9 protein-coding genes and 1 pseudogene are annotated in these 16,176 nt (G+C 64.1%); 7 read left to right on the top strand and 3 right to left on the bottom strand.

Annotated elements, in window-relative coordinates; genetic code table 11:
- Window positions 1–540: 540 nt before the first annotated feature.
- Window positions 541–4,341, bottom strand: coding sequence for an autotransporter domain-containing protein (locus V1293_RS06355; RefSeq protein WP_334507686.1), 3,801 nt, complete (start codon window positions 4,339–4,341; stop codon window positions 541–543).
- A gap of 762 nt (window positions 4,342–5,103) precedes the next feature.
- Here V1293_RS06355 and ilvD point away from each other — a divergent pair.
- Together ilvD and V1293_RS06345 are read left to right on the top strand one after the other, a co-directional pair.
- Window positions 5,104–6,828, top strand: a complete 1,725-nt coding sequence (ilvD, locus tag V1293_RS06350) for a dihydroxy-acid dehydratase (protein WP_334507683.1) — start codon at window positions 5,104–5,106, stop codon at window positions 6,826–6,828.
- Window positions 6,815–7,666: a tetratricopeptide repeat protein gene (locus tag V1293_RS06345; RefSeq protein WP_334507680.1), complete on the top strand. Its 852-nt coding sequence runs from the start codon at window positions 6,815–6,817 to the stop codon at window positions 7,664–7,666. Before ilvD ends, V1293_RS06345 begins: the two co-directional genes overlap by 14 nt.
- Before the next feature lie 112 nt (window positions 7,667–7,778).
- On the opposite strand, the gene V1293_RS06340 is transcribed toward V1293_RS06345, so the two are convergent.
- Both V1293_RS06340 and xth read right to left on the bottom strand, forming a co-directional pair.
- On the bottom strand, window positions 7,779–8,111 hold the full coding sequence (locus V1293_RS06340; RefSeq protein ID WP_334507677.1) for a GNAT family N-acetyltransferase: 333 nt from the start codon (window positions 8,109–8,111) through the stop codon (window positions 7,779–7,781).
- A gap of 163 nt (window positions 8,112–8,274) precedes the next feature.
- Complete coding sequence (xth, locus tag V1293_RS06335) at window positions 8,275–9,066, bottom strand: exodeoxyribonuclease III (RefSeq protein ID WP_334507675.1); 792 nt, start codon at window positions 9,064–9,066, stop codon at window positions 8,275–8,277.
- A gap of 198 nt (window positions 9,067–9,264) precedes the next feature.
- Between xth and V1293_RS06330 the strand changes: the two genes are divergently transcribed.
- From V1293_RS06330 to V1293_RS06310, 5 genes and pseudogenes are all read left to right on the top strand, one after another.
- Complete coding sequence (locus tag V1293_RS06330) at window positions 9,265–10,395, top strand: efflux RND transporter periplasmic adaptor subunit (RefSeq protein WP_334507673.1); 1,131 nt, start codon at window positions 9,265–9,267, stop codon at window positions 10,393–10,395.
- 3 nt (window positions 10,396–10,398) lie between these two features.
- A pseudogene (locus V1293_RS06325) lies at window positions 10,399–13,528 on the top strand (efflux RND transporter permease subunit).
- A 17-nt stretch (window positions 13,529–13,545) separates the two neighbouring features.
- Window positions 13,546–14,382 (top strand): amidohydrolase family protein, encoded by an 837-nt coding sequence (locus V1293_RS06320; protein ID WP_334507670.1) that lies wholly within the window; start codon window positions 13,546–13,548, stop codon window positions 14,380–14,382.
- A gap of 455 nt (window positions 14,383–14,837) precedes the next feature.
- Window positions 14,838–15,314, top strand: a complete 477-nt coding sequence (locus V1293_RS06315; protein WP_334507667.1) for a hypothetical protein — start codon at window positions 14,838–14,840, stop codon at window positions 15,312–15,314.
- Window positions 15,315–15,730: 416 nt separating this feature from the next.
- Window positions 15,731–16,081 (top strand): hypothetical protein, encoded by a 351-nt coding sequence (locus V1293_RS06310; RefSeq protein ID WP_334507665.1) that lies wholly within the window; start codon window positions 15,731–15,733, stop codon window positions 16,079–16,081.
- The last annotated feature ends 95 nt before the right edge of the window (window positions 16,082–16,176 follow it).

Below are 16,176 nucleotides of genomic sequence, written 5' to 3'. Positions count from 1 at the left end.
TGATGCGCGCGGGCAAGACGTGAGGCGTGACTCCTTACCCGCATCGAAGGAAGAACAGCAAAACGGGTCCGTGACTGGACGTGCAAGCGGCGGATTTGCGCAGGCTAGGGGCAATATGGTGACGCGTAAGGCATCCGTGCGGTCGATCCTTCAGCACGCGCCTCAATTTCGGTGGCGATCAAAACGTGCGACAAATTGCGCACAGCGTTGTTCTGTCTTGCGTATGAACGATAAGTCCGCGGACTGCGCGTGTCGCGGGCCGCGCCCTCACGTGACGAAAGCTGGCACAAAAAGTGCCGGCCGCACAAAAATGACGCGATCCCTTTCGAACACGATAAATGTCAGGCGCTGTATTTGGTGCGCGCAGCCGCGGCATGGCGATCGGACGATCAGATGCTGCAGGGATGTCGTTCGAGTTGTATTGCATCCCTGATCGCGACGATTGCCCCCTGCGCGGTGGCGCAACGCTAGGGGCTTGGTCCTGGCAGACTTCGAACGGGCGCAGGAATCCGCTGCACTGCTTTGGACTGACCGAACGTGTCAAAATCTCACGGCGAGGCGGCCTCGAACGGCGTGTTCTTCGGCGTTGCGTGCGACCTGGCCCTGGTAGAGAATGCCGAGCGTGGTTTGCGCATTGAGATACAGGTCAGCGCCGGCTTCGAGGAGCGCGCTGTCGCGCGCGAGCGGCGCGCCCGCGATCTCGAAGGCAGTCCCTCCGCTCGTGAAGGCGAGGGTGGTGACCGGCGTCACGTCGCCGAGCGCGTGCTGCCAGGCGGCGGAGAGGCGCGGCGCCAGCATCATTCCCCTGACCGCGACGCTGGTGGCGAGCCGCGCGCCAAGCGTCGCGAAGCCCGCCTCTTCGCGGTCGCGCGCACCCGTGAGCGCCGCGATGCCGCCCTTCTCCGTGAAACCGCTTGTCCTCGCCTGCACCCAGGCAGCCCCTGCGAACGGCTCGAGCGCGACCGGGCCGAGCCCGACGCCGTAGCCGATCTCGCCAAACACCTGGGTGGTGCCGCCGTGATAGGCGGCCGTGGTGCGTTCGACCAAGCCCGGAAACGCGACGGTGCGGGTGGTGTCGATCTGGTGGTACGAATAGGCCATGCCGGCACGCATGTTCCAGGCGCCGGCACTGCCCGCGCCGTAGAGCGCCGCGTGGCCGCTGCCGATCGATGCCGAACTCGCGCGCGCGTCCACGCCGACCGCGGAGTCCGAATAGCCCGCCGCGAAGCCGAAGCGCCAGTCATCAACAGCGCCGTCGAACCCCGCGACGGCGCCAGCGTGGCGGCGACCGGCCGTTGCCGCATTGCCGTCGCCGTCGATGCGACCGCGCGCGCCGAATCCCTGCGCCCAGAAGGTCAGGCCGGACGCGTGCGTCTCCGTCCCCGCAAGGGCCGCCGGGCGGGCGGCACGCGACGCCGTCCCGCCTGCCGCGTTGTCGAAGGACGCCTGGCGCAAGCGGCCGAGCACCGCGTCGCGCAGATCGCGCGATTCGTCGACGAGCACGCCCGCCGTACTCGCATGCAACTCGCCCGAGAGCGCATCGAACGCCTGCCGTGCCTGCGCGGCCGTGCCGTAGAGCACCGTATTGAAGATGGGATTGCCGAAGCCCAGCGAATCGACGCCGGTGCCGGTGGCAATCTGGTTGCGCGTCCAGCCGACGCTCGCGAAGCTCGCCGTGCGTGCGAGGGTGAAGAACACGTGGTCGGCATTGTAGGACACGGTCGGCGCCATGAAGGCGGACGACGTGAGGTTGGAAGTCACGCTGTCGAACGTGCCGGCGATGCCGCCGGTCGCCGTGAGAATCGTGTAGGTGGTGCCCGGCGCGTAGGTTCCGGGCGCTGCGACCACACGCAAGGCACCGGCGAGCTGCGCCGCGCCCGTGACATCGGTGCGATCGGCACTCGTCGGCGCGATCTCGACCAGGTAGGTCGAGGCCGCCGACAGCACGAGGTTGCCCTGCACCGTGATGGTGCCGATCGAGTTGCCGGGCGAGAGCGTCCCGGCACCGATGGTCGTTGCGCCAAGAAAACCGGTGCCCCCGACAAGACCGCCGCCATCCACCGTCAGCGGTGACGAGGCGATCGAGCCGTTCACGATGAGCGTGGCGCCGTTGACAGTCGTGGGACCCGTGTAGCTGTTGGCAGCCGTCAGGATGGTGGTGCCGGACAGCACATTGACGCTGCCGTTGCCGGTCATCGTCGACCCGAACACGTAGTTGGCGGACGTATGATTGAAGTTGATCGTGCCGATGCCAGCGCCGAACGCGACGCTTGCCGCGTCGAGCGTGCCGGCGGCCGCCGCCGGACTGCCTGCCGCCGCGCCGATGTTCAGCGTGCCACGCGAGCCGGCTTGGCTCGCCACATGCACGGTGCTGGCGTGCACCGTCGCACCCTCCGCGACGCTGAGCGTTCCGATGCCGTCGAATCCGAGATACAGGTCCCCGGAATTGGTCCATGTCGAGCCGGCGCCCGTCACCGCCACGGTTCCTTGCGAGCCGATGGCCGATCCGATGATGGCGGACGCGCTGCTCACGGATCCACCGTTGTCGATGGCGAGCACGCCAGTGCCGCTGACGCCAATTGTGAGGGAGGCACTGGTGTTCCAGGCCGAGCCCGGACCCGTCACTGTCACCGTGCCTTGCGAGCCGGTGTCGTAACCGACGTAGCCGTTCGCATTGCTCACCGTGCCGCCATTCGAGACCGCGAGCGAACCCGTACCGGCGTTGCCGACGTAAAGGTCCAGAGAATTGGCCCAGGCAGAGCCGGCGCCCGTGACCGTGGCCGTGCCCTGCGCGCCGGCAAAGTCGCCGAGCATCCCATATGTGCTGCTGACCTTCCCCCCGCTTGCGACAGCGAGCAACCCGACGCCGAAGTAGCCGATCGAGAGCTGTGAGGAATTGGTCCAGGTGGAGCCAACGCCCGTCACCGTCACGCTCCCTTGCGAGCCGTTGGCCGACCCGACAATTGCGGACGTGTTGCTCACGGCTCCGCCATTCTCGATGGCGAGTACGCCCGTGCCGCCGCCGCCGATCGTGAGGGAGGAACTGTTGCTCCAGGCCGAGCCGGCGTTCGTCACCGTCACGGACCCCTGCGAACCGGCGCCGAAACCGACGAAACCGATCGCGTTGCTCACCCGGCCGCCGTCCGCGATGGTAAGCGCGCCCGTGCCGGCGTTGCCGACGAAGAGATTTCCGCCGTTGGTCCAGGTGGAGCCGGTGCCTGTCACCGTCACCGTACCGTGGGAGCCGGTATCGTTGCCGACAATTCCGATTGCGCCGCTCGCCCGGCCGCCGGCCGCGATGGTCAGCGTGCCTGTGCCGGCATCGCCAATGACGAGATTTCCGCTGTTGGTCCAGGTGGAGCCGGCGCCGGTCACCGTCACCGTGCCATGGGACGCAGCGCTGCGGCCGAGATAGCCGTCCGTATTGCTCACCATTCCGCCATTCGCGATGGCAAGCGTGCCGGTGCCGCCATCCCCGACAAGGAGATTTCCGGAATTGATCCAGGTGGAGCCGGCGCCGGTCACCGTCACCGTGCCATAAGAGAAGGCGTTGCGGCCGATATAGCCGTCCATATTGCTCACCGTTCCGCCATTCGCGATGGTGAGCGTGCCCGTGCCGTCATCCCCGACGAAGAGATTTCCGGAATTGGTCCAGGTGGATCCCGTGCCGGTCACCGTTACGGTTCCGCCGCCGATATTGATGGAGCCGACATAGCCGTTCACGCTGCTCACCGTTGCGCCGTCCGCGATGGTGAGCGTGCCCGTGCCGGCACCGCCGACGAAGAGATTTTGGCTGTTGGTCCAGGTGGAGCCGGCGCCGGTCACCGTCACCGTGCCCTCGGAGCCGGGAACCCAGCCGACATAGCCATAGAGGCTGCTCACCGTCCCACCGCCCTCCATGGTGAGCGTCCCTGTGCCGAAGTAGCCGACGTAAAGGTCCTGGGAATTGCTCCAGTTGGATCCGGGACCGGTTACCGTCACCGTGCCATGAGACCCCAAGGTGTAGCCGACATAGCCATCGACACTGCTCAGCGTACCGCCGCCCGTCATGGTGAGCGCGCCCAGGGCGCCGACGCCGACCGCAATGACGTCCGCGGCAGCGCCGGGCGCATTCACCACTGGAGCATTGGGTGCAGTCGCGTCGACGGCTGCCGCTCCTCCGCCAGCGACCGGAACGCCGTTCGTCCAGTTGCTTGCGTCGAACCAATTGCTGGATGCGGCACCGGTCCAGTCGGTGGATTGCGCCGCGGCCGGCAACGACGTCGCCGCTGGCGCGAGACAGGCGCCGCCAAGGATGGCCGATGAGCACAACCAGGAGGACAGGCGTGACCGCGTCGACAACTGATCCGCCTTCCTCTCACACTCGCCGCTCGATCCATGTCGCGAGCCGCGTCGCATCGCTCCGAACGCACTCCGTACTTACCTCCAGAACAGCGCGGCGTGTCAATCGAGGCAGGTGCCGCGCACCATTCAGAGGTGCTAATTCGCTCGCATGTTGCGCCGCAATCATACAGCGCGCCTACGAAGCAATCACACAGCACGCCTTTGAATACTACGCGAGCCGCGCCCGCGTGCGCCGCTTCGCCGAGGTGCAAGCCTCGAACGAGATTTCGGCCACATGAGCCGCCAGCCGCTCGCCGCGAAGGCTGGATTGCCGCGCAGTGCTGCGCAGCAACCCATCGGAGACAGAAAGCGATGAGCACCGATGTTGACGAACGCACGACAAGATTCTCGCCGATGCTTGCCAAATTCAGTTTGGCCGAGTGATGAGGCGAATCTGCATCGAGCAAACTCTCTATCGATCGCCCTGAGGTTGTGACCGGCCGAGGCGCGGGCTCCCGAAATCGACGCCCGGAGGGGGGCCCGCTGGCGGCTCGATAAACCCAAACAATGGTTGCCGCCGGGCCACGATTGTTGCGTGACCGCAACAGTAAGCGAACATTTGGTTAACCACCCCGCCCGTCTCTTGCTTGCGCCGCTTTTTAGCCACACCCCTCCATGAAACCATTTCTTTCATAGCTGATTGGCCTCAGCGTCGGCGAAGGTGACGGGAAATTGCTCCCGCGACCGACAAGGAGATGGCTGGGGAAACAGGTTTCGCGGATGGACGCCAAGACCGACATCAAGAAGAGGTTGCCGAGCCGTCACGTGACGGAGGGGCCGGAACGCGCCCCCCATCGGTCCTATCTCTACGCGATGGGGCTGACCACCCAGCAGATCCACCAGCCTTTCGTCGGCGTCGCGTCCTGCTGGAACGAGGCCGCGCCCTGCAATATCTCGCTGATGCGCCAGGCGCAGGCGGTCAAGAAGGGCGTCGCGGCTGCCGGCGGCACCCCGCGCGAATTCTGCACCATTACCGTTACCGACGGCATCGCCATGGGCCATGACGGCATGCGCTCGTCGCTGCCGTCCCGCGAGTGCATCGCCGACTCGGTCGAACTGACCGTTCGCGGCCATGCCTATGACGCCTTGGTCGGGCTTGCCGGCTGCGACAAATCGCTGCCGGGCATGATGATGGCGATGGTTCGACTCAACGTACCCTCGATCTTCATTTATGGCGGCTCGATCCTGCCGGGCAATTTCCGTGGCCAGCAGGTCACGGTGCAGGACATGTTCGAGGCCGTGGGCAAGCATTCGGTCGGCGAAATGTCGGATGCCGACCTCGACGAAATCGAGCGGGTGGCCTGTCCCTCGGCCGGGGCGTGCGGCGCACAATTCACTGCTAACACCATGGCGACGGTGTCCGAGGCGATCGGGCTGGCGCTGCCCTATTCGGCCGGGGCGCCAGCGCCTTACGAGATTCGCGACGCGTTTTGCGCCGCCGCCGGCGAGAAGATCCTGGAGCTGATCGCAGCCAACATCCGGCCGCGCGATATCGTCACCCGACGCGCGCTGGAAAACGCCGCCGCCGTCGTTGCCGCCTCCGGCGGATCGACCAATGCTGCGCTGCACCTGCCGGCCATCGCGCACGAGTGCGGCATTAAGTTTGACTTATTCGATGTCGCCGAAATCTTCAAAAAGACACCGTATGTCGCGGATTTGAAGCCGGGGGGCCGTTATGTTGCCAAAGACATGTTCGAGGTTGGCGGCATACCGCTTCTGATGAAGACGCTGCTCGACAATGGCCACCTCCACGGAGATTGCATCACCGTCACGGGCCGTACGATCGCCGAAAACCTCAAGAGCGTGAAATGGAATCCGCACCAGGATGTGGTGCGGTCCGCCGACAACCCGATCACCGTCACGGGAGGCGTTGTCGGGCTGAAGGGTAATCTCGCGCCGGAGGGTGCGATCGTGAAGGTCGCGGGCATGTCGAAGCTGAAATTTACCGGTCCGGCGCGCTGCTTTGATCGCGAAGAGGACGCCTTCGAGTCGGTCCAGAAGCGGACCTACAAAGAGGGCGAGGTCATCGTGATCCGCTACGAGGGGCCGCGCGGCGGTCCCGGCATGCGGGAGATGCTCTCGACCACGGCGGCGCTGACCGGGCAGGGGATGGGCGGCAAGGTCGCCCTGATCACCGACGGCCGGTTCTCGGGCGCCACCCGCGGCTTCTGCATCGGCCATGTCGGACCGGAGGCAGCTGTGGGCGGACCGATCGCCCTGTTGCAGAATGGTGACATTATCGAGATCGACGCCGAGGCTGGATTCCTTAACGTAAAATTGACCGACGCCGAACTCGCCGAACGTAAAACCAAATGGGCGCCTCGACAGACTAACCATGCGTCGGGTGCGCTGTGGAAATATGCCCAACAGGTTGGGCCGGCGGTGGACGGGGCTGTGACCCATCCTGGCGGTGCGCACGAGAAACAGTGTTATGCGGACATCTAGGCGTATCATATTTGCGTTGATGCTAGGGGCCACGCCGGTGGCGGCTCCCGGATTCGCATTTGATGGCGCGCCGGTGAAGCCGGACGCCACGCTGCCCATGGGGAGCCAGCCCGCCGCCGCGCAAGCCGTCACGGCCCAGGCCCTGAAGAAGGTCCCGCCGGCAGCGGCGACTGCGACAGCAACTGCGGTTGCCGCGCCCTCTCTGAACTCGCTGCAATACGCCGCCGAGGGCGGCCATCCCGTGGCGCAGTGGAAGCTCGGCCGGATGTATGCCGATGGCGATGGCGTCATCCAGGATGACCTGCGCGCCTTCGAATATTTCAGCCGCATCGCCAACGCGCATGCGGAGGACAGCCCGTCGGCGCCGCAGGCGACGATCGTCGCCAACGCGTTCGTGGCGCTGGGACGCTACTACCTCAACGGCATCCCGAATTCCAAGATCAAGCCGGATACCGATCGCGCCCGGGAGATGTTCTCCTATGCCGCGTCCTATTTCGGCAACGCCGACGCGCAATACGATCTGGCGCGGCTTTACCTGAAGACGCCGGACGCCTCGCGGGATGATTTCCGCTATGGCGCGCGCTGGCTTGGTCTGGCCGCCCAGAAGGGCCAGCATCAGGCGCAGGCCATGCTCGGCCAGATGCTGTTCAACGGCGACCGGCTGCCGCGGCAGGCGGCGCGCGGCCTGATGTGGCTGACGCTGGCGCGCGACAACGCCGCCCCCGACGAGAGCTGGATCCGCGAAAGCTATAACCGCGCTTTCACCAAGGCCTCCGACGAGGACCGCGCCGTGGCGTTGCAGATGCTCGAGCACTGGGTGCAGGGCAAGAAGGACTGACGGCTGCGTAGCAGCAGCCGTAGGGTGGCAAAGGCGCTCCTGCGCCGTGCCCACCATCACTCCGAAATCATTGGCATCAATGGTGCGCACGCTTCCGCTTTGCCCACCCTTGCTATGGCGCAGCGACAAGCTGCTTCGACATCGGATAGCCAGCGCGCGTGCCGAACTTGCCTGTCGGCACTCCGTCGTCAACATAACCAGCCGACTGATAGAAGCGATGCGCCGTCTCGGTGCTGGTGAGCGTGCAACGCGTGTTGCCTCGCGCCACCGCCCTGGCTTCGAGCGCCTTCAGCAAGGCACGGCTGACGCCGCGAAATCGTGCATCGGGTGCCACATAGTTCAGCGTGATCTCGCCTGGGTCCGTCACCGATCCCACCCCGAGGACGGCATCGCCCTCGATGGCGAGCAGCAGCGAGTTGCCTTTCTGCACGGCCCACGCGGCCACGATTTCCGGCTGCTTGTTGGCCAGCCACGCATTCAGAATCGCCGGATCGTTGCGGTGATCGGCAACGCATAAGCGGGAAATCGATTCCCTCAGGACACGGCAGGCCGCGACGGCATCGTCGGTGCAGCATCCCGAATCGCCACCGCCGCCGCGCCGGTGGCGCTCAAGCCGTCTCCAGGTCGAAATCCGCCCACACCGGCACGTGGTCGGACGGCTTCTCCCAGGCCCGCACATAGCTGTCGACGCCGACATGGGTCAGGCGGTCGCTGGCTTGCGGCGACAGCAGGAGGTGGTCGATTCGAAGGCCCCAGTTCTTCTGCCAGGCGCCCGCCTGGTAGTCCCAGAACGTGTAGAGGTTCGGCTCGTCGGTCACCGCGCGCAACGCGTCCGTCAGCCCGAGGCCGAGCAGCGACTGGAAGGCCTCGCGCGTCTCGGGGCGGAACAGCGCGTCGCTGGCCCAGGCCGTGGGGTTATAGACGTCGCGAGCGGCCGGAATGACGTTGAAGTCGCCTGCGAGCACCAGCGGTTCTTCCGCCTTAAGGCGCTCCTTCGAATACTCAAGAAGGCGCGACATCCATTTGAGTTTATAGGGATATTTGTCCGTGTCCGGCGGGTTTCCGTTGGGCAGATAGAGGCAGGCGATGCGCATCACGCCGGTCTTCAGCGTCACCACGCCTTCGAGGAACCTGGCGTGGGCGTCCTCGTCGTCGCCGGCCAGACCCAATTTGGTCTCGTCGAATGGCAGTTTCGACAAGAGTGCGACGCCATTGAAGGTCTTCTGGCCGTGGGTGACGACGTTGTAGCCGAGCGCCTCGATCTCCAGCCGTGGGAACGCCTCGTCGACGCATTTGATTTCCTGCAGGCAGACGACGTCCGGCGAGCACTCCTTGAGCCAGGTCAGGAGATGGTCGAGCCGCTGCCGGATCGAATTGACGTTCCACGTGGCAATACGCATGAGGAGACCCAGGCTGGAGCTTATCCCGGGAAATCCCGGCTTTTCGTGCTCGAACAAGAAGTAACTACACATTTTCCAGCAGTGGCATACCATGTGCAGGAAGGCTGTGATAACCGTTTAGAAATAAGGCGCAAAAGTCGCCGTCAAGGGGCAGAGGAGAACCGTTCCGTCCTTTCGGGCTGGCGGGCGTGAAAAACTATGAAAAAGCGTACCTTGATAGTTCTTGTCGGCGCCATCGCCATTGCCACGGCGGCCGGCTTTATCACCCGCTCCTCGTGGATGGGCGGCAGCAGCAACGCCCAGGGCCCGCAGCGGCAGCGGATGGTTTCCGTCGAACTGGCCAAGGCGGAGCGCAAATCCATGCCCGTCGATGTCGATGCGATCGGAATGGTGACGCCGATCTCCAGCGTGGCGCTGAAGTCGCGGCTGGAGACCACCATCGTTGCGGTTCATTTCGAGGACGGCGCCAAGGTCAGCGAAGGCGATCTGCTGTTCACGCTGGACAGCCGCCAGATCGACGCCCAGATCGAGCAGGCCGAGGGCGTGCTCGCCAAGGACCAGGCGCAGCTCGAGGGCGCGCAACGCGACCTCCGCCGCTTCAACGATCTCGTCGCCAAGGGCGCCACCACGCAGGTCAATGTCGACAACGCCAGGACGCAGTCCGACATCCTGACCGGCACCATCAAGGCCGATCAGGCCGCCCTCGACAATCTGAAGGTCCAGAAAAGCTACACCACGATCCGCGCGCCGTTTGCAGGGCGCATCAGCGCCGCCAATGTGAAGGTCGGCAATTTCGTGCGGCCGGCCGATACCACCGCGCTTGCAGTCATCAACCAGATGGCGCCGGTCTATGTGACCTTCTCTGTTCCGCAGCGCGTGCTGGTGGACCTGCGCGAGGCCATGGCCAAGGGCGTCTCGGGCGTGACCGCGACCATTCCCGGCCATCAGCGCTCCGAGAGCGGCAAAGTCGCGATGGTCGAAAACACCGTGGATATGGCCACCGGCATGGTCACCGTGCGCGGCATCATGGCCAACGAGAACGAGACGTTGTGGCCGGGCACCCTGGTTGCGACCAAGCTCGTCATCCGCACCGAGGATTCGGTCGTGGTGCCGACGGTCGCCGTGCAGCGCAGCCAGAGCGGCAATTTCGTCTTCGTGGTCAAGGACGGCACGGCCAAGGTCCAGCCGGTCAAGGTCGACCGCACCGCGCAGGGCATGTCGGTGATTTCCGAAGGACTCGCTGGCGACGAGAGCGTCGTGACGGACGGCCAATTGCTGCTGTCGGACGGATCGCGGGTCGAGCCGCGGGCTAAGAAGGCCGGGGCGTAACCGATGACGCTCTCCGAACTCTGCATCCGCCGGCCGGTCATGACGACGCTGATCACGGCGTCGATCATCGCGTTCGGCATCTTCGGTTTCCGCCTGCTGCCGGTTTCGGCGCTGCCGCGGGTCGATTTTCCGACCATTGCCGTGACCGCGACGCTGCCGGGCGCGAGCGCGGACACCATGGCGGCCTCGGTCGCCGGCGTCATCGAGCGCCAGCTCTCGACGGTTGCCGGCATCTCCTCGATGTCGTCGAACTCGTCGCAGGGCACCAGCACCATCACCATCCAGTTCGATCTCAACCGCAACATCGATGCCGCGGCGCTCGACGTGCAGACCGCGCTGACGATTGCGCAGCGCCGGTTGCCGGTCGAGATGATCATCCCGCCGAGCTTCCGCAAAGTGAACCCGGCCGATTTCCCGGTGCTGTTCGTCGTGCTCAACTCGTCGACGCTGCCGCTATCGGCGGTCCACGAATATGGCGACATCACCATCGGCCAGACGCTCTCGCAGATTCCGGGCGTCGCCCAGGTCAGTGTCTACGGCGCGCAGAAAATTTGCCATTCGCGTCCAGGCGGACCCTGAGGCCGCTGCGGCGCGCGGGCTGTCGCTCGAGGACATCAGGGCGGCGGTGTCCCGCGCCAATTCCTCGACCCCGGTCGGCACGCTGAACGGGCCGAAACAGGACGTGGCGCTGCAGGCCTCGGGCCAGATGGACAAGGCGATGGACTATCGCCAGATCGTGGTGGCCTGGCGCAACGGTTTCCCGGTCAAGCTCGACGAGGTCGCGCGGATCTACGACAGTGTCGAGAACGAGCGGATCGCGAGCTGGCTGAACGGCGAGCGCGCCATCGTGCTCGGCATCCAGAAACAGCCGGACGCCAACACGGTAGCGGTGGTGGACTCCATCCTGGCGAAATTCCCGGCGCTGCGGGCGCAGATCCCGCCATCGGTCTCGATCAACGTCCTGATGGACCGCTCGGTCTCCATCCGTCAGGCGGTGGCCGACGTCGAAGAGACGCTGCTGATCGCAATCGCGCTGGTGATCCTGGTCATCTTCCTGTTCCTGCGCTCGGCGTCCGCGACCTTCATTCCGGCGCTGGCGGTGCCGATCTCGCTGTTCGGCACCTGCGCGGTGATGTACGCGCTCGATTATTCCATCAACAACATGACGCTGCTGGCGCTGACGCTGTCGGTCGGCTTCGTGGTCGACGACGCCATCGTGATGCTGGAGAACATCGTCCGCCACATCGAGCACGGCATGCGGCCGTTCGAGGCGGCGCTGAAGGGCGCCCGCGAAATCGGCTTCACCATCATCTCGATCACGTTCTCGCTGATCGCCGTGTTCATTCCGGTGCTTCTGATGGGCGGCATCGTCGGCCGCGTGTTCCGCGAATTCGCGGTGACGGTGTCGGTCGCGATCATTGTTTCCGGATTCGTGTCGCTGACGCTGACGCCGATGCTGTGCGCGCGCGTGCTGCGGGCCCATGACGCGACCAAGAAGCCGAACATCGTGCTCCGAATCTTCGAGGCAATGTTCGAGTCCTGGCTGCGCGCCTATGAATGGACGCTCGATGTCGTGCTGGCCCGCAAATTCCTGATGCTGATGGTGACGCTGGCGACGCTTGGCGGCACCATCTATCTCTACATGATCGTGCCGAAGGGCTTCTTCCCGCAGGAAGACACCGGCTTCCTGATCGGCGTGACCGAAGCCGCCACCGATACTTCCTTCGAGGCGATGAAGGACCGGCAGCAGGCGCTGGTCGACGTGCTGAAAACCGATCCCGCGATCGAATACATCAACTCCACCGTCGGAGCCGGCGGCCCCAACACGACGGCGAATTACGGCCGCCTGTTCATCGCGCTGAAGCCGAAAAAGGAGCGCGACCATCTCAATCGGATCATCGGGCGGCTGCGCGAAAGGGCCCGGCAGATCCCCGGCATGCAGGCGTTCTTCCAGCCAATCCAGAACCTCAATATCGGCGGCCGGATTTCCAAGAGCCAGTATCAATACGTGATGCAGAGCGGCGACACCGAATCGCTCTATCGTTTGGCGCCCGAGATGCGCGACAAGATCGAGAAGCTGCCGGGCCTGCTCGACGTCACCACCGACCTCTACATCAAGAACCCGCAGATGACGGTCGACATCGACCGCGAAAAGGCCGCGGTCTACGGCGTCACCGTCGATCAGGTGCGCAACCAGCTCTACAACGCCTATGGCTCGCGCCAGGTCGGCACCATCTACATGCCGTCGAACGACTACCAGATCATCCTGGAAGTGCAGCCGCAGTTCCGGGTCGATCCGTCGGATCTCTCCAAGCTCTACATGAAGACGCAGAACAACCAGACCATCCCGCTGTCGGCGGTGGCAAAACTGGTTCCGACCGTCGGTCCGCTGCAGATCAACCACCAGGCGCAGCAGCCGGCGGTGACGATCTCCTTCAACCTCGCGCCCGGCAATTCGCTGGGCTATGCGGTCGACAAGATCACCGAACTCGAACAGGCGTCGAACCTGCCGGCGACGATCGCCACCGGCTTCTCCGGCACCGCGCAGGTGTTCCAGGATTCGTTGCGCGGGCAGGGCGTCCTGATCCTCGCGGCCGTGTTCGCCGCCTTCGTCATTCTCGGCATCCTCTACGAGAGCTTCATCCATCCGATCACCATCATCTCGGGCCTGCCGTCGGCTGGCATCGGCGCGATCCTCACCCTGATGCTGTTCGGAATGGAGATGTCGGTCATCGCCATGATCGGCATCGTGATGCTGGTCGGCATCGTCAAGAAGAACGCGATCATGATGGTGGACTTTGCCCTGGAGCGCCGCCGCGTCGGCTTGAGCGCCGAGCACGCGATCCGGGAAGCGGCGCTATTGCGTTTCCGCCCGATCATGATGACGACGTTCGCTGCGATCTTCGGCACGCTGCCGATTGCGCTCGGCGCGGGCGCCGGCGCCGAACTGCGCCAGCCGCTCGGCATCGCCGTGGTCGGCGGCCTCTGCCTGTCGCAACTGCTGACGTTGTACATCACACCGGTGATCTACATCTATCTCGACCGCATCGACCGCCGCCTGCGGCGCAAGCTCGAACCGCAACTGGCCGAGACCGGCGAGGGCGAGCGGCCGCACGTGGTCGCCGCCGAATGATGCCGTTCGGGCGTGCGATGCGGTCGGCTGCGCGGGGCGCAGCTGTCCTGATCGCGCTGGCGTTCATCGCCAGCCCGGCCCGCGCCGACGAGCCGATCGAAATCTTCGACGCCCATATGCACTACAATTGGGAGCCGAAGCCCTATTACAGCGTCGATGAGGTGCTGGCGCTGTTCAAAGAACATCGCGTCACCGGCATCCTCGCGACCAGCCGTCCCAACGCCGGCACGCACGCCCTGATGGATGCGAAGGCGCCGGGCCTGCAGATCGTCCCCTTCATCCGGCCCTACCGCGTGCGCGCGGACATCCAGACCTGGTTCGGCGATCCCTTCATCTTCGACCTCGTGCAGGAGGAGTTCAAGCGCGGCTATTACCGCGGTATCGGCGAGTTTCACATCTCTGGCAAGGCAGCCGAAGGCGAATGGGTCAAGAAGACCGTCGACTTCGCCGTCGCCAACGACCTTTATCTGCACGCCCATGCCGACGATGTCGCCGTCGAAATCCTGATGCGGCACAATCCGCGCGCCCGCATCATCTGGGCCCATACCGGCTTTGGCTTGTCGATCGACCGCGTTGCCGAAATGCTGTCAAAATATCCAAAGCTGTGGGGCGAACTGTCCTACCGCAGCGGCATTGTGGACGGCAGCGGCAAGCTGACGGTGGAATGGCGCGCGCTGTTTGAGCGTTACCCGGATCGCTTCCTGCTCGGCTCCGACACCTGGATCAATGAACGCTGGGAGCGTTACGGCGAGATCATGGCCGGCTACCGGGCCTGGCTCGCGCAGTTGCCGCCAGAGATCGCCGCACAGATTGCTAACGACAATGCGAAGGCGCTGTTCGGCGCCGGGCGCTGAGCGCGAGGCGTGAAGGTCGCCTCAATCCGTAAACTCGCAGCCAAAAGCTCGTATCCGGGGATATCGTCGAAGCGAAATTTCGAGGTGATTTGAAGCGACGTTCTGTGGGACGACGATGGGCGCGGCAGTTCCCACGCGGAAGGCGGGTTACATCGCCGAAAATGGGGGCGCAGGAGGTTCCCGGAGGTTTCCTGGGCCTTTGACGGCGATCATGCTCCGGTTTCTGACAAAGCATCAGAATTTGCGCTGGCGCGCTTGGAATTGGCATGGAATTGCTACTTGGGACCGCCCTCCGGCTGGTGAAGATCACGAGATCAAGCGCTGAACCTTTCTTCCGTCGCCAAGACCTACAGTTGTGTCCGAGCCTGCATGCTGGACGATCCCAAGAATGTCAGCCGCTGGCGAGGCACGGCAAGCATCCCACATTTTAAATCCAGCGAACGCAGGAGGAGCACATGCGCAAGTCTCTCGCCATTTTCCTTTCTAGCGTGGCTCTGGCCATTGCGGCGTCGACCGCTCTAGCCGGAGAGCAGGTACTCGAATTCAAGCTCGTTACCAAGCCGATCGACTACAAAATAACAGAAGCTGCAAACATCGAAGGCCAGACCGTCGCGTCCGGCAGACTGTTCGGCGTCGCCGTCTTCAAGGACGGCCGTATCGGGGTGAAAGAGTTCGTTAATTCCTCAGATCTGCTCAAAGGCTCGGGCCCCTTCTACGGCTACAGCACCTACACGTTCGAGGACGGCTCGATCACGGCGCGTTACACCGGCGCGGTCAAGGACGGCCGGTCAAACGGCGAATATACAATCCTCTCGGGCACGGGTGCCTATGCGAACGCTACGGGCACGGGCACCATCGAAAGTGCGCCAAACCCGTTCAAGGGCGTCAACCTCTTGAACATAAAACTGGTCGTCAGAACGCCCGGTACGTAAGATACCTTACACCCAGACGCGCCTCCGCCACTCTAGTGCCGTGAGGCGCGGCTCGATTCCGGCAAGCTGACCGACGAATGGCGTGCGCTGTTCGAGCGCTATCCGACCGTTTCCTGCTCGGCTCCGATACCTGGATCAACGAGCGCTGGCAGAGCTATGGCGACATCGTGGCCGGCTATCGGGCGTGGCTCGCGCAGTTGCCCGCCAAAGATCGCGGCGCAGATTGCGCACGGCAATGCGCGGGGCGCTGTTCGGCGCGGGGCGGTGAGACCAGGAACTCGGCAAGGGTCAGCCTATTCCCTACAACTTTAAGGATTGCGGGTGGAAGTTACTCACCACGCGTGTCGCAACTTTGCGACGGTTGAGCCCTGATTAGCTTTTCACGCTCTATACGATGGGGAAAAGGGAGAATTTCCATGAGGAAGTTCCTTTACGTCGCTATCGGCATCATCGTCGTGGGATTGGCCAGCGGCCTCGGCAATAAGGATGCATCGAAGCCCGCTTATACGCAGGCGATGGCGAAGACGAGCGGAGCGCCGCCTTGCCTTGTCAATTTGGAAAAGTTTAATGCCATGAAAGACGGGATGTCATACTTCCAGATCGAACGGGACATCGGTTGCGCCGGAATCCAAACCTCCTCAGTCACCGCCGGCCGCTCGACAACGTACGTGGCCACGTGGAAGGGCTCGGGTTCTTTCGGTGCAACCGCGAAGGCAGCATTTCGGAACGACCTTCTGGTCGGTAAATCCCAATACGGTTTGAAGTAGACGAACGATCACCGTTGGATCATTGACCGCGCGGATGATCGGGGCCCAGCGATCAACCTCGCTGATCATGCACTACTCTGCGGGTCATTGACATC

Origin of the sequence: Bradyrhizobium sp. AZCC 1693, from assembly GCF_036924745.1 — a bacterium.
GTDB lineage: Bacteria > Pseudomonadota > Alphaproteobacteria > Rhizobiales > Xanthobacteraceae > Bradyrhizobium.
This window is presented reverse-complemented; position numbering and strand designations above follow the sequence as displayed.